Annotated in this window: 22 protein-coding genes and 1 tRNA gene; 4 read left to right on the top strand and 19 right to left on the bottom strand. The window is 35.7% G+C overall.

All coding sequences use genetic code 11. From position 1 onward, the window contains the following. The first annotated feature begins 1 nt into the window (after position 1). Positions 2 to 1,168: an aminotransferase gene (locus tag DKZ56_RS03950; protein ID WP_208651441.1), complete on the top strand. Its 1,167-nt coding sequence runs from the start codon at positions 2 to 4 to the stop codon at positions 1,166 to 1,168. Between the two features lie 70 nt (positions 1,169 to 1,238). Here the strand turns inward: DKZ56_RS03950 and DKZ56_RS03945 are convergent, their stop codons facing one another. From DKZ56_RS03945 to DKZ56_RS03930, 4 genes are all read right to left on the bottom strand, one after another. After that, a complete protein-coding gene (locus DKZ56_RS03945) occupies positions 1,239 to 1,823 on the bottom strand; it encodes a YdhK family protein (protein ID WP_208651439.1) in 585 nt (194 codons plus the stop codon). Positions 1,824 to 2,131: 308 nt separating this feature from the next. After that, positions 2,132 to 2,407: a CC/Se motif family (seleno)protein gene (locus DKZ56_RS03940; protein WP_208651437.1), complete on the bottom strand. Its 276-nt coding sequence runs from the start codon at positions 2,405 to 2,407 to the stop codon at positions 2,132 to 2,134. A gap of 143 nt (positions 2,408 to 2,550) precedes the next feature. Beyond that, positions 2,551 to 3,768 (bottom strand): sensor domain-containing diguanylate cyclase, encoded by a 1,218-nt coding sequence (locus DKZ56_RS03935; protein WP_208651435.1) that lies wholly within the window; start codon positions 3,766 to 3,768, stop codon positions 2,551 to 2,553. Positions 3,769 to 4,633: 865 nt separating this feature from the next. Next, entirely contained in the window at positions 4,634 to 5,137 is a 504-nt protein-coding gene (locus tag DKZ56_RS03930) for a DNA adenine methylase (protein WP_208651433.1), read from the bottom strand. Between the two features lie 55 nt (positions 5,138 to 5,192). Here DKZ56_RS03930 and istA point away from each other — a divergent pair, with 55 nt between their 5' ends. Continuing rightward, entirely contained in the window at positions 5,193 to 6,521 is a 1,329-nt protein-coding gene (istA, locus tag DKZ56_RS03925) for an IS21 family transposase (RefSeq protein ID WP_245989594.1), read from the top strand. A 47-nt stretch (positions 6,522 to 6,568) separates the two neighbouring features. Here the strand turns inward: istA and DKZ56_RS03920 are convergent, their stop codons facing one another. From DKZ56_RS03920 to scpC, 8 genes are all read right to left on the bottom strand, one after another. Next, positions 6,569 to 7,168 (bottom strand): DNA adenine methylase, encoded by a 600-nt coding sequence (locus DKZ56_RS03920; protein ID WP_245989629.1) that lies wholly within the window; start codon positions 7,166 to 7,168, stop codon positions 6,569 to 6,571. Positions 7,169 to 7,289: 121 nt separating this feature from the next. Beyond that, positions 7,290 to 8,576, bottom strand: coding sequence for a type II restriction enzyme (locus DKZ56_RS03915; RefSeq protein ID WP_208651429.1), 1,287 nt, complete (start codon positions 8,574 to 8,576; stop codon positions 7,290 to 7,292). Beyond that, positions 8,509 to 9,408, bottom strand: a complete 900-nt coding sequence (locus DKZ56_RS03910) for a DNA adenine methylase (protein ID WP_208651427.1) — start codon at positions 9,406 to 9,408, stop codon at positions 8,509 to 8,511. The genes DKZ56_RS03915 and DKZ56_RS03910 overlap by 68 nt, the downstream gene beginning before the upstream one ends. Positions 9,409 to 9,650: 242 nt before the next feature. Next, positions 9,651 to 10,097: an NUDIX hydrolase gene (locus DKZ56_RS03905; RefSeq protein WP_208651425.1), complete on the bottom strand. Its 447-nt coding sequence runs from the start codon at positions 10,095 to 10,097 to the stop codon at positions 9,651 to 9,653. 246 nt (positions 10,098 to 10,343) lie between these two features. Further along, positions 10,344 to 10,874 (bottom strand): DUF2812 domain-containing protein, encoded by a 531-nt coding sequence (locus DKZ56_RS03900; RefSeq protein ID WP_208651424.1) that lies wholly within the window; start codon positions 10,872 to 10,874, stop codon positions 10,344 to 10,346. Beyond that, complete coding sequence (locus DKZ56_RS03895) at positions 10,871 to 11,188, bottom strand: PadR family transcriptional regulator (RefSeq protein ID WP_208651422.1); 318 nt, start codon at positions 11,186 to 11,188, stop codon at positions 10,871 to 10,873. Before DKZ56_RS03895 ends, DKZ56_RS03900 begins: the two co-directional genes overlap by 4 nt. Positions 11,189 to 11,456: 268 nt before the next feature. Further along, positions 11,457 to 12,047, bottom strand: coding sequence for an HD-GYP domain-containing protein (locus DKZ56_RS03890; protein WP_245989593.1), 591 nt, complete (start codon positions 12,045 to 12,047; stop codon positions 11,457 to 11,459). A 350-nt stretch (positions 12,048 to 12,397) separates the two neighbouring features. Then, positions 12,398 to 13,918, bottom strand: a complete 1,521-nt coding sequence (gene scpC, locus DKZ56_RS03885; protein ID WP_208651420.1) for a succinyl-CoA:acetate CoA-transferase ScpC — start codon at positions 13,916 to 13,918, stop codon at positions 12,398 to 12,400. Between the two features lie 260 nt (positions 13,919 to 14,178). Here scpC and DKZ56_RS03880 point away from each other — a divergent pair. Further along, a tRNA-Ala gene (locus DKZ56_RS03880) sits at positions 14,179 to 14,251 on the top strand. A gap of 70 nt (positions 14,252 to 14,321) precedes the next feature. On the opposite strand, the gene DKZ56_RS03875 is transcribed toward DKZ56_RS03880, so the two are convergent. The 6 genes from DKZ56_RS03875 to DKZ56_RS03850 all read right to left on the bottom strand — a co-directional run bounded on the left by DKZ56_RS03875 (position 14,322) and on the right by DKZ56_RS03850 (position 20,836). After that, complete coding sequence (locus DKZ56_RS03875) at positions 14,322 to 14,888, bottom strand: NUDIX hydrolase (protein WP_208651418.1); 567 nt, start codon at positions 14,886 to 14,888, stop codon at positions 14,322 to 14,324. 100 nt (positions 14,889 to 14,988) lie between these two features. Beyond that, complete coding sequence (locus DKZ56_RS03870; protein WP_208651417.1) at positions 14,989 to 16,458, bottom strand: GGDEF domain-containing protein; 1,470 nt, start codon at positions 16,456 to 16,458, stop codon at positions 14,989 to 14,991. 267 nt (positions 16,459 to 16,725) lie between these two features. Then, positions 16,726 to 17,253: a chromate transporter gene (locus DKZ56_RS03865; RefSeq protein WP_208651415.1), complete on the bottom strand. Its 528-nt coding sequence runs from the start codon at positions 17,251 to 17,253 to the stop codon at positions 16,726 to 16,728. Next, on the bottom strand, positions 17,250 to 17,801 hold the full coding sequence (locus DKZ56_RS03860; protein ID WP_208651413.1) for a chromate transporter: 552 nt from the start codon (positions 17,799 to 17,801) through the stop codon (positions 17,250 to 17,252). Before DKZ56_RS03860 ends, DKZ56_RS03865 begins: the two co-directional genes overlap by 4 nt. Before the next feature lie 765 nt (positions 17,802 to 18,566). Next, positions 18,567 to 19,184 (bottom strand): ECF transporter S component, encoded by a 618-nt coding sequence (locus DKZ56_RS03855; RefSeq protein WP_208651411.1) that lies wholly within the window; start codon positions 19,182 to 19,184, stop codon positions 18,567 to 18,569. A 137-nt stretch (positions 19,185 to 19,321) separates the two neighbouring features. After that, positions 19,322 to 20,836, bottom strand: a complete 1,515-nt coding sequence (locus DKZ56_RS03850; RefSeq protein ID WP_208651410.1) for a CoA-acylating methylmalonate-semialdehyde dehydrogenase — start codon at positions 20,834 to 20,836, stop codon at positions 19,322 to 19,324. A gap of 457 nt (positions 20,837 to 21,293) precedes the next feature. Between DKZ56_RS03850 and DKZ56_RS03845 the strand changes: the two genes are divergently transcribed. Beyond that, positions 21,294 to 22,178, top strand: coding sequence for an Rpn family recombination-promoting nuclease/putative transposase (locus tag DKZ56_RS03845; protein WP_208651408.1), 885 nt, complete (start codon positions 21,294 to 21,296; stop codon positions 22,176 to 22,178). A 212-nt stretch (positions 22,179 to 22,390) separates the two neighbouring features. Here DKZ56_RS03845 and DKZ56_RS03840 read toward each other — a convergent pair whose 3' ends face one another. Continuing rightward, a complete protein-coding gene (locus tag DKZ56_RS03840; protein ID WP_208652296.1) occupies positions 22,391 to 22,564 on the bottom strand; it encodes a hypothetical protein in 174 nt (57 codons plus the stop codon). Between the last annotated feature and the right edge of the window lie 140 nt (positions 22,565 to 22,704).

Genomic DNA, 22,704 nt, shown 5'->3' with positions numbered 1-22,704 from the left:
CATGAAGGCTACAAGAAAATCCTATGTATCAAAAACCGTAAGAGATTTAAAACCCTCAGGGATTCGCCGTTTTTTTGATTTAGCAGCAGGGATGGAAGGCGTCATTTCCCTCGGCGTCGGTGAACCTGATTTCGTTACTCCTTGGCACGTCCGAGAAGCAGCCATTCAATCGATTGAAGATGGCTATACTTCCTATACACCCAATGCAGGGCTTTTAGAATTGCGTGAAGAAATTGCGAACTATGTGAAAAATCGTTTTCATGTTGAATATTCCCCTTCTGAAGTCATCGTAACAGTTGGCGCAAGTTCAGCCATCGATACAGCGATGAGAACGATTTTAGATCCGGGAGATGAAGTGATTGTTGTAGAACCTTGCTTCGTTTCTTACAGTCCAATGGTAACCCTTGCTGGCGGAGTACCTGTTCCAGTGCAGGCATTAAAAGAAAATGATTTTAAAATCCTGCCAAGCCAAATTGAAACAACCATTACGGACAAAACGAAAGCATTGTTAATTTGCTTCCCTAACAATCCTACTGGCACACTTCTCAATAAACAGGAATTGGAAGCCCTTGCTGATGTTGTGAAGAAATATGATTTACTTGTCATTTCTGATGAAATTTATGCAGAACTTACATATGATGAAACATTCACTAGCATGGCCTCCCTCCCAGGTATGCGTGAAAGAACGATTCTAATCAATGGATTCTCGAAAGCATTTGCCATGACGGGATGGCGACTTGGCTTTGTCTGCGCACCAGAAGAAATTTCAAAACAGATGTTGAAAGTACATCAATATGCATTGATGTGCGCATCCACTAATTCGCAATATGCGGGAATTGAAGCGTTAAGAAACGGTCAGGAAGATGTGGAAAAAATGGTGAAAAGCTACAAGCTCCGCCGCAATTTTATTGTGAATTCCTTTAATGAAATGGGGCTCACTTGCCATATGCCGGGCGGTGCCTTCTACGCCTTTCCTTCCATTGAATCAACAGGCTTAAGCTCCCAAGAATTTGCAGAGCGGTTATTGAAAGAACAAAGCGTGGCTGTCGTGCCTGGCGATGTCTTCGGCGAAAGCGGCGAAGGACATATCCGCTGCTCCTATGCCACTTCAATGGAAGAACTAAAAGAAGCAATGATCCGCATTAAACGATTTATTGATTCATTATAATGAATTCCAATGAAAGGGGGCGTCTGAAAAGTCATTTTCAGACGCCCCTTTTTGCTGCTTGGAATCGGATTTACTCTTCAACAGAAGCCAGCTCTTCTTCCACAAGCCATTTATAATTTTCCACTTTTTCTCCGGTAGTTGTTGTGAAATCTATAATATACACTGGACCTTCATCTGCCGACTCAACGGTTGCCTTTGCACCTTCCATTCCTTCCACATGATTTGCCTTGATGACCAATTCTCTTCCCGGTTCCATCGGCGCTCCACTTGCACCTTCCAATTCCTCATGAATCACCCATTTGTAATTTTTCACTTCCTCCCCACCCGTTGTTGGTCGATAGGAGATGGAATAGGCCGTTGTATCATAAACCGCAACTACTACACCTTCCGCACCTTTCATGCCTTCCATATGATTTGCAAAAATTTTCACTTTGCTGCCCACTGGGAACGCTGGATTCTCTGCAATTTTTAAGTGGAGCGGTACAGAGCCAGTATCATCTTTGATGGCGTCAGCAGCTTTCGTTTCTGTTTCTTCTTCTGTTGCAATTTCTTTTTGCTCATCATTTTGATCCATTTGTTCCGCTGTATCTCCACAAGCTGTAACAAAAAGGAAGAAGCTTAAGAACATTATTTTAATTGCCCACTGTTTTTTCATCCAATCACCCTATTTTTTTATTTTAGGGTTCGTCAATTTTCTTCTTTTATACATGATTTTACTAAATGATTTGAAACCATCAGGCTGTTTTTTCGTACTTAAAATAAGGCGGTCGAGGAAATGGAAACAAAAAAATGCCTGAAATGCGGAAGGTCGAAATTTGCGGAAGGCTCAAGCCAAGTAAAATTTCTAAGAAAGGAAACAACAAAATTTACACCACTTGTTTAAATGGCGAAGAAGTAGATTCCATTCATTCAAGCAATTTCAAAAAGAAATAAGGGAAACTTTTTGAATGTTTCCCTGGCGTTTTACTCCACTTTGGCTGATATTGTCTTGAATAGGCCAAATCCCTTCATTTGAAGGGTTAATTTTTCATTCATGAGAAGGGGTTTTTGCACATAGACGGATATATCCTCTACAATGAATTCCTGGTATTGCTGCATTTTTTTCGGCTTAAATGATGATACGACAAGTTCTTGAACCGTTGGAGCGCAGCAGCCTTGCACTTCCAGCAATTGAACGGTTAACTGATTGCCCTTTGAACGTATCCTCTTTTTTACTTCTTCATCCATTTTAATGTGCATACGATTTCCCCGCTTCTTTCAAAGTTTTCTTTATCATATACGATTTGAGGGATGAATGGAATCCTATGCTGATAAATATGCCTAAAAGGCCGTATTCAAAAGACTGAATTTCCCTTTATCAAAAATGAAATATGCTCTTCCGCTTATTGCGATTCCTGATAAAACTGAAATCCATTTCTTAGTTTCTTGGCTTGATACAAAGCTTGATCGGAACGTTTAATCAATGTTTTTTCATCTATGCCATCTTGAGGGAATATGGCGATGCCAATGCTGGATGTCACAACGATAGAATGATTCCCTACCTGATACGGCACTTGAAATGTATTTTGCAGCCTCTGTGCAATTTTCTCTAGCGTTTGCTTTCCTCGAATATTTTTTATCAAAACTAGAAACTCATCCCCGCCTATACGGCAAAGAATATCTCCTTCCCGTATATTCTTTTTTATACGATTCGCAAATTTGACTAATAATTGGTCGCCTGCATCATGCCCAAAAGAATCGTTCACCTTTTTAAAATCATCCAAATCAATAAACATGATGCCAAACATAAAATTATTCCGGCTAGCTTCTTCGATTTTTTTTTTGATTTCATTCGTAAAATACAGTCGATTGAACACACCTGTTAATGGATCGTGATAGGCAAAATATTTTAATTGTTCCTCATAATTTTTCTGTTCGGTAATATCCCTCATGACAAGTTGGCTTACATATTCCTGTTCAAACAAAACTTTCCTCTTCGTCATTTCTACCCACAGGAATTCTCCATCCATCCTTTTTAAAAGAGCAGTTGTTTGACTTCCTTCTTTTAAAGAGAGGTATTCTTCCAGGGGCAGCAATTCCTCGATGGACAATCCGATTACCTCATCTTGAATGCTTGCACCGACAAGATGGAGGCCAGCCTGGTTGGTATAGATAATTGCATCGTCCTCCAATAAAAAAATGGCATAAGGAAAATGATCCAATAAATTGCGGTAACATTCTTGGCTTAACACCAATTTCCGCTGAATTTCCATCTGCTCCATAAAGTCTTTGTATACACCCACCGCCAGTATTTCGCCATCATTTACAATCCCATAGGAAGCCAAGATATCCAATACTCTGCCATCTTTACATTTTCGTTTTGTAATGTAAAACGGGACATTTTTTCCGCTCTTTAAGGTGCTTATTAATTGGGCATATTCCTTTTGATCTTGAAAATGAGCGTGGGTTTGAAAATCTTCCGGTTTCCATCCAAGCAGCTTTGTAAAGGCAGGATTCGCCACTAAGATTTTCCCCTCATAATCAACAGTAAACAAGGCAACGGTTGAATTATTCCATACCAATTCCAATACATCGGGATCTATAGATTGTTTATACTCCATTCACTTCTCCCCTTCAATGGATAAAAGAAATCGACTTTCGAAAGCTGCTTTGAACGATGAGAGGGTTATTGAGGTCTTTTCAGGAAAAAGATATTACCTAGGGTAGCCTGATGAAATCCTGCCAATCGGCTAAAAAGATAATACTCTTTTTTTTTATATGATTGAAATATCCATAAATGTTCCCCATGATATAAAGAAACACTATTTCCATTAATGAAAAAATCGCAGTTCCGGGTTTCGGCATTGTTTCTACCTAAAAGTATACTTAACTATTTACGTTTCTTGCACGTTAAAAACGGAAATCTTTTCATTATTTATCGGTGTAGAATTATCATATTTTAATTTAATTTCATAAATTTGTAAATTTGTTATGACTAATTGCATAATAAAATTTTAGGACTTATAGATTGTCTGAGCCACCTCTTGCAACTGACCATTGCTGAAAAATAGATGGATTAGCTGAAATCATGTGAAAGTAGCTAATTTGATTTCGTGGTTTTACAACCGCCTTTTGGGATGAATAAAATCATCATCACCTTTATTCAATTGTTATTATTTTAATATTTAAAATATTCTTAAATATATTTTTGTTATTTTTTTAATATATATTATTATGTTAATTCAAATTCCTAACCCTTGATTTTCAAAGAATTATAGTTTATAAAAAATAGGCACCTTCACAAATTTCGTTATAATGGTAAGTGACTAAACAAACAAAAACAAGGTGAATGTGCCCTATGATTATTGCAAAACAAATTTCTCTTTTTGATATCTATTAATTATAAGAGATTTATCTGAGGTATATAAAAAAACGTTGAATATTCTCTTAACAAAAAGTATACCCAACATTTTTATTTAGATAGATTTATCCCACAATTAAGAGCTCTGTCACTCTATTCCTACTTTTAGATTCGGCAGCAATTTGTCTTGGTGCACTTATGCGATAAATATTAAATCCTTTATATAAATCGTCAAAAAAATCGTCAGATGGATCTGTATTATGCGGGTCGGAGTTACTTAATGCAAAACGAATTCCTTGAATGTATAGTTGCATGCAAAATTGAGCCAAAGCTATTTGGTCTTCATCATTAAAACCATTATGATTATAAGCAGTAAAGGAAGAGGTATTCGATATCGGTCTATATGGCGGATCAAAATATACAAATGTATTCCTTTTTAAATAATCTGCAATTTGTCTATAATCCCCATGGACAATAGTTGTTTTCTGTAACACTTCGTAAACTTTTAAAAGATTTTTATCGTCGTAAATTTGTGTATGGCAAAATAAAAGTGCAGAGCTTTGCAAAGGAAAAATGCAGAGTCCTGCACTAAATTTCTGTGCATAAACAAAAAAAGACTTGCCAGTCACCCCAAGTCCCACTACAGTAATTGTGTCAAGCAATTGGTAGTGGAGGTAAGAAAGGATGCTAGCAATGTCTGATATTAATTGTATCAAACATTTAAGAAATAACAAAGGTTTATCTATTTCAGAAATACAAAGAACAATGGGAATTAATTGGCGAACAGCTAAGAAGTATGCGGATGAAGATCAACTCCCTAAACAGAAATCATTTAAAAAGAAAGGGATGATGTATGAGGAAAAGTGGGGAGTAATTGTTTCAGATTGGCTTTTTGAGGATTTAAAGTTAAGGAAAAAATTAAGAAGAACAAAGAAACAAATATTTGAAGAACTAAAGGAAATGGGTTTCCAAGGTTCTTATCGTACTGTTTGTTACTTTATCTCTGAATGGATGAATACTCACCAAGAAGAAAAGGATAAAGGGTATGAAAGATTAGAACATCCTCCGGGTGAAGCTCAAGTAGACTTTGGAGTAATGGAAGCTGTACAAGATGGAGAAATTGTGGATATTCATGCTTTAGTTATGACGTTTCCTCATAGTAATGCTGGATTTGCAGTACCGTTACCAGCTGAAAATCAAGAATGCTTCTTACATGGTCTCAATATTCTTTTTAAACAGGTTGGGGGAGTACCTAAAAGGATAAGAATCGATAATTTGACCCCCGCTGTGAAGAAAAAAAGGACAAAAAATGAAGAAGCACAATTAACTGATGAATTTGTTCAATTTCAGCATTATTATGGCTTTGATGTGCAGGTATGCAATCCAAGAAGTGGCCATGAAAAAGGAAATGTTGAGAATAAAGTTGGATATATACGCTATAACTTTTTTACTTCAGCTCCAATAATGGACAGCTATGAGGGTTTAACTAATCAATTATTTCATAAATTAGAGGCGGACAGAAATAGAATTCATTATGCCAAAAACGTACGTATTGAGGACTTATGGCAGGAAGAACGGGATTATCTTCTAGCATTACCGGAAAAGCCCTATCCTGTATTTAAAGAGCATCTTGTTAAAGTAAACAAATATAATGAAGTGAAAGTGGATCAGACGTTGGTTCATGTCCCTAAGGGTGGCAACTATAGTCAATTACAAATGATATTAACATGGGATCAATTAAAGATTGTTTCACCTAATGGGGAGATATTATTGGATGACTATCGGCCATATATGAAAAAGCGAAAAGCATTACCATGGCTTTCAATAATTAAAACATGGATTCATAAACCAAGGGTTGTAGAATATTCGCGCTATCATAAGTATTTACCGGGAAGAATTAAAGAATTTTTGTTGGTAGATAATTTAATTATTCGACGAAAACGATTAGAAGCTCTAGCTAGTTTATTAGTTTCTCACTATAGACTGTCCCACGCATTGTCGAAAAGGAATTAAATGGGTGGCAAACCTCTGCATTTTTAATTGCATTTCTCTGCACTTTTCTATTGCAAAATACAGTAAATTTTTATTTTTTCTTTTTTGCCAAATGGAACATTATAATCACCAGATTTATTTACTCTATATAATCCATTAAAACCGGACTTATTTAAAAAAATAAATTGAGCCGCCCGGTTAAAGTCTATAAATTCAAATAAATTTTCTTTATTAGCATAGTTATTATATTTATCTCGAATTTCATAATAAAACATCTCTTTATCATTAAAACATGAGAAATCATTATATTTATTTTGGATTTTATCCATTTCTTTTACTAACAAAATTGGATTTTCTTTAATTGCTCTATAAGCATTTATAAGATCCAAATTAATGTCTATGATAGTATACGACTTAAATTGATAACGGGATGCCAAATAAAAAAACATAGCTCCTCCACCCACAAAAGGCTCAATATAATGTTCAATTTCATCTAAATTAATATGTCTTGCTACAATATTCAAAATAATTTCTACTAGCTTTGATTTTCCACCTGCCCATTTAACGAAAGGTCCTCCTTCTACCTTTTTATGTTCAATTATATTGCTTATGTAAATAGCACTTTGTTCTCTAATTAAAATATTTCCATTTTTTGAAGGAACCGTCATTAACAAATCTGCCACCCCCTACATTTTTTTCAATTATAATATAAAAAGAACATACGTTCTATATATAAATAAAAAAAGAACTAGTTATTTTAACTAGCCCCACAAAATATAAATGGAAAAACTAATCATTTGGCAACTCCATTATCCACTTAACCCAACCTCGTATTGTTGAAGCGCGTCTCTTAAATGTTGATTCCGAATTAATATTATATAATTTATGATGTTTCATTCGACTGACAATGTAGTCTGTACTTACTTCTCCTTCTGTGACAGTCTTATCATATATTTCTTTAAATATCTCATGTTGCAAAATTAATTCTGCAAGAGCTAATCGCTTTTGTCTAAAAGGAAGACGCACTATTTCTCTTCCTTTATCGTTTAATGTAGCAAATGTTCCTTCTTCATTCGTATACTTATTAGCTAATCCCAAATAAAGGCAACTATTGTAATAGTAATCAGATTGTCTTTTATCAAAGTCTAGTTGTTCTGCAATATCATCTTTAGTCATATCCCGTTCATAAAGATAAGAAAGTAAATCGATAACCTTTGTAAAATCATCTGCTTGTGGGAATGGTACTTTAGGTTCTGAAACAAATGTTGTTGCTCTATTTACTACATAATCTACATCTTGTTGTGTGATTTTTTCATAATTCACGGTGTAGCTTTTCTGTTTAACTAAAGAAATAGAATTGAATATATTATCATCTTCAAATTTAAATTCAAAAAAATAAAATACATCATTAGAAATCGTAAAGAAAACCGGTTTAATCGTTTTATTGATTCTTCCTTTCCATACCCGATATGGATAATATAATTGACGGATATTAAAATTTTTAACTTTCTGCTTTTTGGCTTCAATTAAAACAAAGTTTGAGTGACTTTCATAACCGCCATCAATTTCAATTTGAGCTCCACTCACATTAATTTGTTTAGAAGTACCTACACTGCTTAAAACATTATAATGAAAATCTCCTGATCCCATTCTTCCACTGACCGCAAATATAGATTCCTCATTTATAAAATCATCGATCATTCCCGTTATATATGCACAATGCAATGCAGAAGCTTCACTATATAAATCTGTTGGTTTAACACTTTCGATATATGCAGGGATACTCATTTGCTGCGGTTTCTGTTTTTCATCATATTTTATATCTTCAAATAATTTAAAATCCCCAATGATATAGGATTTCGTAGATAAAGGAAGGATGTTTAAATTATTTTTCTCAAATATATCAGGTAAATTATTTTTATGATCAAATTTACACATCAATCGCGGTTCTCTATATTCACGGATTTGATCTGCAAGGATCTCATAAAATCCATTTTTCTCTATTTCATTAAGTATATTGTATTTTTGGAATAACTCCTCCCAAGCTTTGTCGTTCTTTGTCTTTTTTTCTCCCATCTCCTATAATCAGAACCTCCTCTATTTTCCCTCTTTTATCTGCTTTTGAATTTATACTTCTATTTGCACCAACTTTTATTATTTGAATTCCTTTAATTTCAGAGTAAATATCATGAATAAATTCTGTATTAGAATTACTTAGTAAAACATAACAACCTTTATCATAAAGTCTATTAAAAGTATCTCTTAATCTTTTTTGGTCACTTTCACTAAAACCGTTATCAGTATAAGAGGTAAACGAAGAAGTTTTAGAAATCGGATGATATGGTGGATCAAAGTAAACAAAGTCACCATATGATGCGTTTTCTACAGCCGCTTCAAAATCTTGATTTAAAATTTCTATGGTATTGTTATTTAAAAAATCATGAACAGATCTCAAAACAGCTTCATTTACATAGTCTGGATTTTTATATTTTCCAAAAGGAACATTGAATTGTCCTTTACTGTTCACTCGATATAATCCATTAAAACAAGTTTTATTCAAATAAATAAACCGGCTTGCTTTTTTATAATCTTGAAGATTCTTATAAGCTTCTTCTCTATCTAAATTCCTAATGTAATAGTAGTAATCAGGATCATTTTTATGTGCATTCAAGTCATTTATTAATAATTCTAGCTTTTCTCTATCCTTAATTACTTTATATACATTTATCAATTCTTCATTCGTATCATTAATAACTGCATTTGTCGGTTTCAAATCAAACAATACAGCACCAGCACCAACAAAAGGCTCATAATAGGTATTATATTTTTCTGGGTAGTATTTTCTGATTTCAGGTAGTAATTGTCGTTTTCCACCAGCCCATTTTAAAAAGGGTTGTACATTGTCCATCAATTTCAGCTCCTCAAAGTTAGTATCTAAATACCGAAATACTAACCCAATATCAATAAATTATACTATTGGATGCTAGAGTGAGTAAAGGTCAATTGAAATTGACGATAATCCTACCTTTTTGACTTTCTATTATTTTCTAAATTATTTTAAGTAGCCTTGATAGAAATACTGCATAACAAAAAAGAACGCCTATTTTGACGTTCCTTTAACAAATATTCAATTTTATTTCATAACACACATTACTTTAAACATTTCAACACTCCCACAAACCTCCCATGACTCCCCACCATATTCTCCGGCAGATGATCCATAGGGAAAAAGCGGACTTCGAGGGTTTCGGATGGTTGGAATTGAAGGGTTCCTTCATATTCCTCGGTGTAAAAGACAGCAGTGACGCTGTAAAATTCGTCGCCGTTTGGGGTTTTAGTGTAAAATTCTTTTCCTGAAAAGACTTGCAGGAGTTGCAAATTTCGGATCTCGAGGCCAATTTCTTCCCGCACTTCCCGTTCCGCTACTTCTTCAAAGCTTTCCCCGAGCTCCATCAAGCCTCCTGGTAGCCCCCATCTGCCTTCCGGGCGTTTTTGCAACAGCACTTCTCCCTTGCCATTGCCGATGATGACCACCGAGCCCGGCAAAATTAAAGGTTTTGTTCCAACGTATTGTCTTAAAAATTTATAGTACTCCATTTTCTTGCTCCTGTTCTGACGTGGTTACCTTGTTTCACTATCTTTATTATCTTAATTTCCACTGAAACTTCTCAAACATCCAATCACGCTTTTCACACAAGCTACATGAATAAGTCACTCTTAATCGAAAAAGATTTTTCCTATTTTATATCGATTAAAGCAAAGAAAGTATTTTATCTGCTTCAGCCTATCCTCTCAGCATAAAAAAAGAACCCTTCCTACTGTGGAAGAGGCACGCACAAGCAATCACTCAAATAACTGTTCTTTTAATTTCTTTTTATTCTTATCTATTTTCACCATCGGGATGCATATCAGTGCTGCCACCAATAGATGCAAAATTCCTGCACCTAAATTAAAAACTCCCTTGTTTGACAAGCCCATTATCGAAAAATTAATGGTTGCACCCGCAATGTTCACGATCAACACAATGAGTAAACTATTTAAGAGACGATTATAATAGTCAATCTTTGAGCTTGCATCTGTGTACAGTTCAAACGGACCTTCATTCACAGGTTTTTTTACATATATCCAGTTAAAGGATTCATGTACAATTGTAGCACCGCTGTCTTGGAGTAGCGCGAAATATTCTACTTTTTCCTCTTCCGATAAGTTTCCCAAATACTCATTACGGTATATGAATGCACCAGGCTCCCCTTTCACAAATACAAAACGACCCACTGAAAACTTCTCTAGATGCCATCCTTCCTTCGCCATGTCATTCACCCATTTTTCTTCTTTGTCATAGTCCAGAAATATGCGATATTTTACTTTTCTCATACTGATTTTCCCCCTTTGGTGATCAGTTGCCCATTATGATACAATTCTTCCAGCCGCTTGATTTCCGCCTCCACAACTCGTTTTCCTTCATCTGTTATTACGTACTCCTTTTTCCTTCCTTCCTCATCAATAGGAACTATCCATTTTCGTTTCAAAAGCGACTTAATAGCTCCGTAAACTGTGCCAGGACCCAGTTCCACTCTCCCCTTGCTCAATTCAGATACATATTGCATAATTCCATATCCATGCCTTGGTTCGTACAATGCGAGCAAAATATAATAAACTCCTTCAGTCAACGGCGTTTTTTCATTCATTTATTACCACCTATCGCCTTCCGATATATCGTCTGTTGATATAAATATATCATTCGCCGATATATTTTTCAATACTAACCGAATTTATAATCCATAGATCCAAAATCTTTTCATTCTCCTCCAAAAAATTAAAACCACTTTTGCACTTTGTACACCTCATTGTGGAATACTCATCACTTCACAAAGTTCCAAAGCAAAAGTGGTTGTTTTATATTTATCTTATTGAAATAGCAGGTTTTAGTGAAACGGGAATTCCGTTTTTATTAATTTAGAGGCTCGGTATAATCGACAACAACTCTTTCTTTTCCATACACTTTAAAAACTCTTTCACTAATTGCGGGTCGAATTGGGTTCCAGCGTTATTATCAATTTCGATATACGCTTCCTTCCAGGTGAAAGGTTTGCGATATGGGCGTATTCCTGTCATAGCTTCTAAAGTATCAGCTAAACTTAATAGCCTTGAAAGGAAAGGAATTTCTTCCCCTGCTAAACCGTATGGATAACCATTTCCATCCCAACGTTCATGATGATATAAAGCAAGCTGGGAGATTACTTTGGATATACCCCAATTTTCTAGAATCTCAAATCCATATAAAGGATGTTTTTTAACCTCATCAAATTCTTCTTTTGTTAATTTTCCGCTTTTTTTCAAAATAGCCCCATCAATTTTAATTTTTCCAATATCATGAAGCAATGCTCCGACTTCTAACATTTGTCTTTCTTTTTTTGACAAACCTAATTCTTTAGCAAAAAACATGGCGATTTTTGCTACTCTGCTAGAGTGATTAAATGTAATATGGTCTTTTCTACCTAACTCATCCATCAGTTTGCAAAAGGAAAAGTATAATTCTTGGTTCATAAAATTTCGCCTCAATATTCATATTCACTAAAACATTAATAAAAAAAATATATCATCGTCAATAAGGACTTCCAACATTTACATATCGTTTGCTCTTTGTTCATATTTTTATGGCTGAATAGTGAAATTTATAAATTTCATATTCAAGTTTTTTGGTATGATTAGTAACATATTATAATTATAACAATTTTGAGTTTCAATATTAAAACATATGCTTTAAACTTTCCAACCAGTATGTAATCGTTAAAAACTAAAAATTTGAATCATTCACTTCAAATTCAGCACAAAACTTTAATAAAAATATAAAAAGAGGGGTTACGTGTTGCGACACGTAACCCCAATTTATTACATTATTTTACTTCTTCTGGTTGTTCAAACAACATTGTACCTTTTTCTTTGTAATGTTGATGGAAGGAGAAGGCTTTTTCTAAGATATGAGGTGTTTGACCACCCACTTTTTCTTTCGCTTCTTCAAAGTATGCACGCAATTGAGGTCTGTATGTTGGGTGAGCAATTTCAATGATTTTTTCTGCTCTCTTCACTGGAGGAAGTCCGCGAAGATCTGCATAACCTTGTTCAGTGATAATTACGTCTACATCATGTTCTGTATGGTCAACATGAGAAACGAATGGAACAATTGCTGAAATTGCTCCGCCTTTTGCTAAAGAAGGCGTTACGAAAATTGTAATTCTTGCATTACGCGCAAAGTCTCCAGAACCGCCGATACCGTTCATAATATGTGTACCGCTCACATGAGTAGAGTTTACGTTACCATAAATGTCCACTTCCAAAGCAGTGTTGAATGAGATAACACCTAATCGACGGATTACTTCTGGATTGTTCGAAATTTCTTGTGGTCTGAACATAATTTTACCTTTATATTTTTCTAAGTCTTCTGCTAAGGAATCAACACGTTTTTTAGATAATGAGAACGCAGTACCTGAAGCGAATTTCACGATACCTGCATCGATTAAGTCGAAGATACCATCTTGCAATACCTCAGAGTGCACAACTACATCTCTAAATTGTGCGTCTTTCATATTTTTAAGAACTGCGTTAGCTACAGAACCTACACCTGATTGTAGTGGAGCTAATGAAATTGGCAATCTTCCTTCTTCCACTTCTTTATTTAAGAAGTCAATCAAGTGGTCTGCAATTGCTTGTGTTTCTTCATTTGGTTCCAATAGAGGCGAAGGAATGTCCGGCTCTTCAGAAATAATAACGCCTCTTACTTTTTCTGGATTTACGCGAATTCCAATTTCGCCGATTCGGTCATCAACTTTGTAAAGTGGAATGTCTTTGCGTTCACCTTGTTCTTTCTGGATAAAAATGTCATGTAAACCTTCATATGCTCTAGGAGCAGAAATGTTTACTTCAATGATAACGTTTTCAGCTTTTTCAACGAAAATTGGCGAGTTACCTACAGAACCTGTTGGAATAATAAGCCCATCTTCTGTAATCGCTGCTGCTTCAATAATTGCATAGTCGATTTTTCCTAAAGTGCCTTTTCTTACTTCTTCCGCTGTATGAGATAAATGCTGGTCAATATAATACATTTCGCCGGAATTGATTTTCTTACGCATTACAGGGTTTGCTTGATATGGAACACGCAAGTTCACAATATCAGCCTCAGCCATTGCTTGGTCAGCAGCTGGACCTAAAGAAGCACCTGTATACACATTCACTTTGAATTTTTCTTTTTTGCCGCGCTCTGAAAGTGCTTTCGGGAACACTTTGGGTTCACCAAATAAAGTAAATCCGCTCATACCAAGGTTCATGCCATCTTTGATCCAAGATGCTGCTTCCTCAGCAGAAACGATTTTGTCTAAAAATGCTTTGTTTCTTATAAATTGGCTTAAGTCTTTTTCCATCAACAAGTCACCTCGTATATATAGTAATTTTTTAGTATTTCCTTTATAAATTCGTAAACAGAAAAATCATTTTTTTCTGGATTTTGAACATTTTATGAACAAATCCCTTAATTTTAATTGTAAGGAGGAATGGTACATTCGTCTAATAAAAGATTTTTATGAATATAATAGAAAAAAATTATCATTATACAGAAATAATTGATTTTAGCATTTAGATCCTATTGAAAAATTCAAAAAAATCCTTATAATACTATGTAGATGGGGCATTAGCTCAGCTGGGAGAGCGCTACGCTGGCAGTGTAGAGGTCACCGGTTCGAGCCCGGTATGCTCCATAAAAAAGAACTGCATTTCATTGTGCGGTTCTTTTTATTTTTTATAGCATAACATTTTCTATAAAACGAACTATTTCTTCTGCAATAAACGCAATTTTTCGTTCAATTTGCGATATACCACTTGCAAATCCCTCTCCGTGCTTGCTTCCACTGCTTCATCTAGCAAAAACCACTTTACATCGCTATTTTCATCAGGCTTAATGTGCAATATTTCTCCTTCATCCGCTTCCAGCAAAAAAGTTGCATTTAAATGCACATGGGTCGCCACGTGTTTTCCTCTTTTTTCATGAGCGGCCACTCCTAAGATTTCAATGGAAAATATATCGTCTAAAACGGGCGTCACTTGCTTTAAGCCTGTCTCCTCTTTTGCTTCTTTGATGGCTACTCTTAATAAGTCGGCATCTCCATCCGCATGTCCTCCAACCCAAGACCAAGATTGATAAATATTATGGTAAACCATCAATACTTTTGTGCGGTCTTTATTCACTACCCAGGAAGAAGCTGTGAAGTGTGCAAATTCATTATCGCGGGTTAATAAATTGTCGAATGTATCCATATAGCGGAGAATTAGTTCTTTGTCCTTTTCTTCCTGGGCATTATAAGGAATATACTGCTCGATTTGATGGCGTAAATCCATGATCGTTGCTCCTCTTTCTAATTAATAATCTATTTAATTATACACTTCAAATTATGTTGTAGATAAAAAAAAGACGCCCAACAAATTTAGACGCCAAGCTTTATGATGATTGATTATTTTGGAAGATGGCATATTGGCCTTTCCCTTTTTTCTTTGCCTCATACAATGCAACATCCGCTTTTTCGTAGAGCAAATTTTTATTATTTCCATTATCCGGACAGAATGAAATGCCGATACTTGCAGATACTCCTAGGTTTTTCACATCTTCATTTTGTTCAACAAAATCATTTATTTTGGCAATAATGTTGCAAGCCACTTTTTCTGTTTCTTCAATCGTTATTGAATTTAGAATAACTACAAATTCGTCTCCTCCATAACGGTAGGCTAATGCATTTTTCGGGATTGCCGAGCGGATAATTTCAGCCACTTGTTTCAGCACTATATCCCCTTCTTGATGTCCCAGTTCATCATTGACTTCTTTAAAATAATCCAAATCAATCATCAGAAAGGCTGTTTTCATGCCATTTTTCGCTTTCACTGATGATAATAAATCCTCATAAGCGGAACGATTAGCAAGGCCTGTTAGCCGGTCATGATAAGCCAAATACATAGGTCGTGCAACAGCAAACGAAAGCACTAAAATAAAGCTTATTATGATGAGAATTTGAATGACAAACATTTTTCGATACTCGTCCAAATTGGCGCTCCAAAGTTTTTTATCATAGATGATTTCAACAATTTTATTTTGCGTTTGATCTTCATTAAAAATTGAATCGTAATAGATGTAGCGGAAAGTAGCTTGTTTGCCTTTCCAATCCCCTGTTATTTCTTCTGTTTTTTTGGATTTAAGGGTTTTCTCAAAGGCTTCTCGTTCTTTATCCGTTAAACGTCTTTCTGAAATCGGCGTTCCTAAAGCTAATCCGCCGAAATTTAAAACATTTATATCGTGAATATAGGGGTATAAACTTTTTAATTCTTCAATGGTATGAAAGAAGTTAAAGGCATTGAAAACTTTATTATCATTTAAGTTGTAGCTTAATTCGATAATGTATTTTTTATCAGGGGTTGCCATGTAGCTAAATTTTTTTACATCCCCCGTTTGCTGTTCAATATCCATCGCATCATGGTAAAACTCTCCAGACTTTCTTCGTTCATCTAATATAGACGCGAGTTTCTGACAACATTGTCGAAAATCAAGTCCGATATCCTTTTGGTAACTGCTATGGGTAATCACGTTTTCTTCGTTGATGATATAAATATGCATACCCAGCTCATGAAATAGTTTTTGGAAATCCCATTCATCAAAATTTGGATTTTCCTTATATAAAGCTATTATTTTTTCCGTATTTTTCTGCATGGTCGTAGCGGTGTTGGTATCTAGGAGTTGAATGGCTTTTTCATAGGTTTCGATAGAATCTATTATCGTTTGTTCAATGCGATTTAAGATTAACGCATTTTCCTCTTTTGTTTGCTCCTTTAGATGTATATAGTTAATGATTGCTATTAGTGCGGAAGTTAATATAAATAAAACGACCATGCCTACCAGAAATTTAAATCGTAAATGATTCATGTATCTCACCAATCTCACCACATTCTATAAAATACACGTTCGCTTCGATAGTATCCAATATTTTTCCAAACTATTATATTTATTATATACAACCTTTAACTTATTTTAAATGTTACGGTGATTTTTTTATAAACTTTTTTACTACTCAAAACAAACATAACTTATCAACATATTATTAATTATGATACTATTTTCATCTGTAAAAAAGATAAAGATAGAAGTTTTCTAATTTGGATGCTTCTAATCTCATCATCATTTTCCATATTTTTATAAAAAAAGGCCGCCGATTATAAGACCTATCATCACTACATAAGCAGGATGAATTTTTAATTTTTCAAGAGCTACATATGCTCCTATAATGAGCAAGATTGAAGCAATGAATCCTATCATGTCATAAGAAGTTTTCACAAAGTCAAAGGTCATTTCTGCAAGCAATACTGCAATCGCTGGCAATACGAAACTAGACAATCTCTCCACCCGAGGAGATTGGCGAAAACGATACAAAATATTGAGTAAAATGAGCATTGCCAATAGAGAGGGACCCACTGTTGCCAACAAGGCCACAATCGCTCCGAAAATGCCTCCCACTTCATAGCCGATATAACCGGCCATTTTTGTCGCAATGGGTCCAGGCAAGGCATTTCCTAAAGCCAACACTTCACTGAACTCAGTCGTCGTCATCCATCCATATTTATCTACCACTTCATGTTCAATTAATGGGATGGAAGCCGGCCCTCCACCGTAACCTAAAATTCCTGGATAGAAAAAGGCTAAAAAAATTTGTATGTAAATCATTCATTGCCCTCCTTCTTCACTGGAAGAAGCAATGCAACAGCGAGCAATGACCCAATGATTATGCCCGGATGCAGTTGAAGGATCAAAATTCCTATAATAGAAGCAAACAAAAGAATACTGCCTATTTTCCAACCAAGAGCGTTCTTTGATTTTTTCAAGAAATCCCAAGTAAGCACCCCAAGCATGACAGCTACAACAGGAACTACTCCATTAGTCATGCCTTTCACAAAATCAAACCCTTTGAATTGATTAAGGGTCGTAAGGAAAAGAATCATTAATATGACCGTTGGAAGAATAGTGGCAAATAACGCATTGATTAATCCAATCCATCCCCCTACACGGTAGCCAATATATCCGGCCATTTTCGTTATGATGGGACCTGGCAAGGTATTTCCGATGGCTAACACATCTGCAAATTCTTCGTCAGTCATCATCTTATATATATCCACCACTTCTTTTTTTACGAGAGGAATAGAAGATGGGCCGCCCCCAAATCCTAAAATGCCGGAACGAAAAAAAGCAATAAAAATCTCTTTCTGCCTTGCCATGTTTGTTCCCCCTTTTGTCTAAAGCGAATTATGGTAATTTTGTTCTACTATACATCGATACCAAAATCTATTAATCCTATAGATTTTATCATATTTAGACGAAGTTAATGCATTTTGTAAATGTGTTTTTTAAACGTTGCAATTTCACAACTTAGAACTACACAATTTTCATTTTATTCTGTAAATTAAAAATGTAAAGGAAAAAAAGTATATTTTTCCTAATTCTTCCGTTTATACAAAATTATTTTAAAAGGTATATGCATAAACCTCAAATCTTCGACAATTCAAATAGACATTTCTCGGGAAATAATTCAATATTCATTCTTTTTTCTACAATAAGAAGAGGCCAGCCGAACGTTGTCGACTGACCTCTTCCATCTATTCCTTCATTCATAACCACACGCACTTACATATTTTAATAGATTTGATGTCACTTTGAAAGGAATTAACGCAATTCATCAAAAAAATTTATATTAGTAAGCTTGTTTGTAATTTCTTTTCTGAAATCTTTAGTAATTTTTATAAACAAAATGGAGAGATAAGTATATGAAAAAAATTACTATTTAATGTTTAATAATCTTTTTCATTGCTTCTTCTGTCCACGCTCTTAATTGGTCCTACCCTTTGTCATTTGGGACGGCAAATTTTATGAGGTACTGTTAGAAGAAAAAGTCGAGGAAAGCCGGATTGGGAAAATCATTGGAAAAGGAAAGGTTTTTATGTGTATCAAATAAAAAGGAAAGGAACATAAATCCCTTTCCCATTTCATTTATATTTTTTTGCCACTTTCCATAGCGGCGGCACAACGAGCGATGCAGCAAAAGCAGCCAGAATCGCTTCGGCAATGCCGTTTGAGAAAAACACCGCCAAAATTGCAAGGATAACGCCGCTCATATTATCTGCACCTACAGCCTTCGAATAGGCATCATAGAAAATGAGCGCGATTGATCCCATGACGAAAAACGTATGGAAAACAGTGGTGAACAAACCTGTTAAAAACAAAGACATTTTTTCTTTTCGCAGCACTTTTTGAAGCCACTGATAAAGATAATGTGGAAGAACCCCCACCATCACCCTTGGAACAATAGCGACAAACAACGCCCACATGCTTCCGTGGCTTGTCCCTAATACCGGAATGGCCGGTGAAAAGGCAAAAGATAATAGAGTTGGCGCCATCGTATTCGTAACAACGCTCGAAATGCCAAATGCGAGTCCTAGAAATGCTCCAATTTTCGGCCCTAATAGAATGGACGCAATAATAATCGGGACATGGATTATCGTTGCTTTAATAACACCTAAATGGATGAATCCAATTGGTGTAAGTGCAAATAATAAAATAATCGCTAAAAAGACGGTGGTCAACGTAAATTCTCTTATTTTCATTGTACATCCCCTTAGTGTTAAAGATTATTTTAATGTAACATTTGAACATTACCTTTAGATTTTCCCATATATGCTCTAAATCTTCAATAAAAGGCTGACAGAAAGGATATTCCTTCCCGCCAGCCTTAATCACCATCTTATTTACTTGGGAAAGAAAATGTTGTTTGCGACGTTTCTTCCATATCCATCCATTTTTCTGAAATTGTTTTTCTTTTTGTGAAGAAGTTCGCCTGCTCCGGACCGAACATGACGCCTGTGCCAAAATTTGATCGCTTCCAGCCAGCAAAGTTATGGTAGCCTACTGGAATAGGAATTGGTACATTGACACCCACCATTCCTACTTCAATCTCATCTTGAAATTTACGGGCTGCTGCCCCATTATTTGTAAAGATGGTTACCCCATTACCAAGCTCATGAGAATTAATAAGATTCATTGCTTCTTGTAAAGAATCCGCCCTCACAACGATGCGCACAGGACCAAATACCTCATCTTTAAAAATTCCCATCTCTTGTGTCACTTCATCTAATAAAGTTGGACCTAGATAAAAGCCATTGGAGTTTTTCGCAATCTCCGGATGGCGTCCATCTGTCACCAATTTTGCCCCTTCTTTTAAACTTCGATCAATATAGCCAAGAATTATTTCCTTGGATTCTTTTGAAATGACCGGACCAAAATCTACTTCTTCGTCAGTATATGGGCCAACTTTTATCTTCGCAATTTTTTCTTTTAAAATGGCCACAAATTGGTCTGCTGTTTCTTTGCCGACAGGAATCACTCCTGATAGCGCCATACAACGCTGTGAAGCTGCACCATAAGCTGCGCCAATAAAGGCATTTGCCGCTTTTTCTAAATCTGCATCCGGCATCACAATCATAAAGTTTTTTCCGCCGCCAAGAGCCGCAACACGTTTATTATATTTTGTACCCGTTTGATAGATATATTCAGCTACTGGAGTGGAGCCTACAAAATGAATAGCTTTTACTGTTTCATTTTCAAGGATTTCTCTGACTGCTTCTTGATCTCCATTAATAACCGTCCATATCCCATCTGGCAATCCTGCTTCTTTCCATAGCTTTGAAAGATAAAGGGCTGATTGTGGCACTTTTTCTGATGGTTTTAAAATAATTGCATTTCCCACTGCCACTGCCATGCTTGTTTGCGCTAACGGCACCATTACTGGGAAGTTAAAAGGAGAAATTGCTGCCACAACCCCAAGCGGCTCTTTTCGGGAGAACATGTTGATATCGCCCCCTACGTTTACCGAATACTCCCCTTTGACCATGTGCGGTGCGTTGATGGCAAGGTCTACCGATTCCAAGCCGCGCTGTATTTCTCCTCTTGCGTCTTCCTTCGTCTTCCCGCTTTCTTCACAAATGGTTTCAATTAATTTTTCTTCATGTTCTTTAATTAGTTGACGGAATCTTTGCACAATTTCACTCCGTTTTCCTCCCGATAACGCCGTCCATTGTGGCAATGCACTTTTTGCCGTTTCAATGGCTTGGCGAACTTCTTCCCGAGTTGCCAGTGGTACGTGGGCAATCACTTCTCCCGTGCATGGATTATACACATTTGAAAAACGGCCGCTGGTGCCAGGTACAAATGTTCCGTTAATAAAATGATGCAATTTGCGAATATCTTGTTTCACTATCATCACATACACCCCTTAAAAAATTATTTATAAAATTAGCATTTTTACCCATTGATGTCTAGTTAGAAAAGTAACTTTTGCATATATAAAAAATTAAAGTTTTTTAAACAAGTCTTAACATTATATGCACAATTTCCTATTCATCCGCACTAAACGTTGTCTTATCCACGCTAAACCTGTTCCTATCCGCACTAAAGGTTGTCTTATCCGCACTAAACCTGTTCCTTTCTGCACCAAACGTTACCCAAACCTGTTCCTATCCGCACTTAATGTCATCTCCTCCGCGCTAACTTTTCATTCCGCTGAGACGCGTTCTTCTATAAGCATCTGTATTTCTTCCACTAATTGCTCATAAGTTGAAGTATTCAAGAAAACTTCCAATACAATTTATGAAAAGCTGTTCTTTGATTACGACAAGACCCAACTCCTGCAAATTGTAGGGCTATACCGTTGGAAAGAGGTGATTTCCCTGAACACCTATAAACTTCAAAAATTAATGGATTTAAAAATTGATTTTAGCTTTCAAAAAGTTTTTGGCAATGAGCTTATTATTCCTTTTTTAAATGCCTTGTTGGAACGCCCTCCAAAGGATAAAATCCATCGAATTCTTCAAAGTCCCGCTAATAAAGATGAGGACCTTGCCCCTCTTTCCTTTTTATGCATGACAAACACCGGGAAAAAATTGCACATATTCATCAATGTTCGCAATAGCTTTGATATTGTGAAACATTCCCTCTACTACGCTGCCAAAGCTTATTCAAACCAAAACTATAAAGACATCTGCCCCGTCTTTTTTATAAACCTCTTAAACTATGAATTGCTCAATCAAACAGAAAGCTTTCATACAACCTACTTACTAAAGGAACGACAGGCAGAAGCTCCCCTTTTGGATGTGTTTGAGTTGCACTTTATTGAATATCCAACTTTAATAAAGGCTTTTGAAGCAAAGAAAGTGAATCTGTGGAATGATGCAAAGGCGAGATGGCTGCTTTTGCTTGGCATCGTGGACCAACGATTCGGCATTTTCTATGAAGACCTTTATAAGGAAATGAATTTATTATCTTTGCGGGATGAAGAAATACGACTCGCCTTTCACAAATGGCATGAATTGAGCCAGCAAAAGAAGGAATGGACTGCTTATGAAAAACGGCTTCAGCAAACTTTAGATGAAGAAAAAGAACTGCATGAAGCTAAACAGCGGGAAAAGGCAGCATATGAAAAAGGGGTTAAACAGCTGCAAATAAACATTGCGAAAAAAATGCTCGCTGACGGAATGGAAATCGAGTATGTTGCCAAAATCACAGGGCTTTCTCTAAGGGAGATCGAGTCGTTGACGAAAGATTAGCTCATTTATTTGGCTGATCCACGGGAAGTTTGTTCCTCGGCTAGAATTCTTTACTAAATCGAGTAGGAGGGAGCGATTAACTCCCGTCCTCTCACACCACCGTACGTACGGTTCCGTATACGGCGGTTCAATTAAGATCATTGACGCAAGTTTTGGACTTTTTAAAATTACAAGAGGCTTATTACCTAATTTTATAAAAGTTAAATTAAATATTATTTTCCATTAAATGTAACGTTAAGTTGATGACATTGGATTGGACCTAATCCACGGCCGCCTAGCATGTATTCTTTTAAGTTGCTCGTTCTCTTAAATGCGTACCAACCAATGAATAACATGGCAACCATATACAATACAATCGCTAACATCTGAAATTGATAATCTTGCATATCATTCTCCTCCTTTTCCGTTTATTTAGGCATAGGACAGCAGAAATCAATCAAATCTTAGAAGATTTTTTGTATTCTATTATTACTTTACCATAGGATTATTTTATTGAATATAATATTATTTCAAAAAATTCGATTTT

This window comes from Ureibacillus thermophilus (assembly GCF_004331915.1).
Taxonomy (GTDB): domain Bacteria; phylum Bacillota; class Bacilli; order Bacillales_A; family Planococcaceae; genus Ureibacillus; species Ureibacillus thermophilus.
The sequence above is the reverse complement of the archived record's forward strand: the minus strand, read 5'-3'. Positions and strand labels throughout refer to the sequence as shown.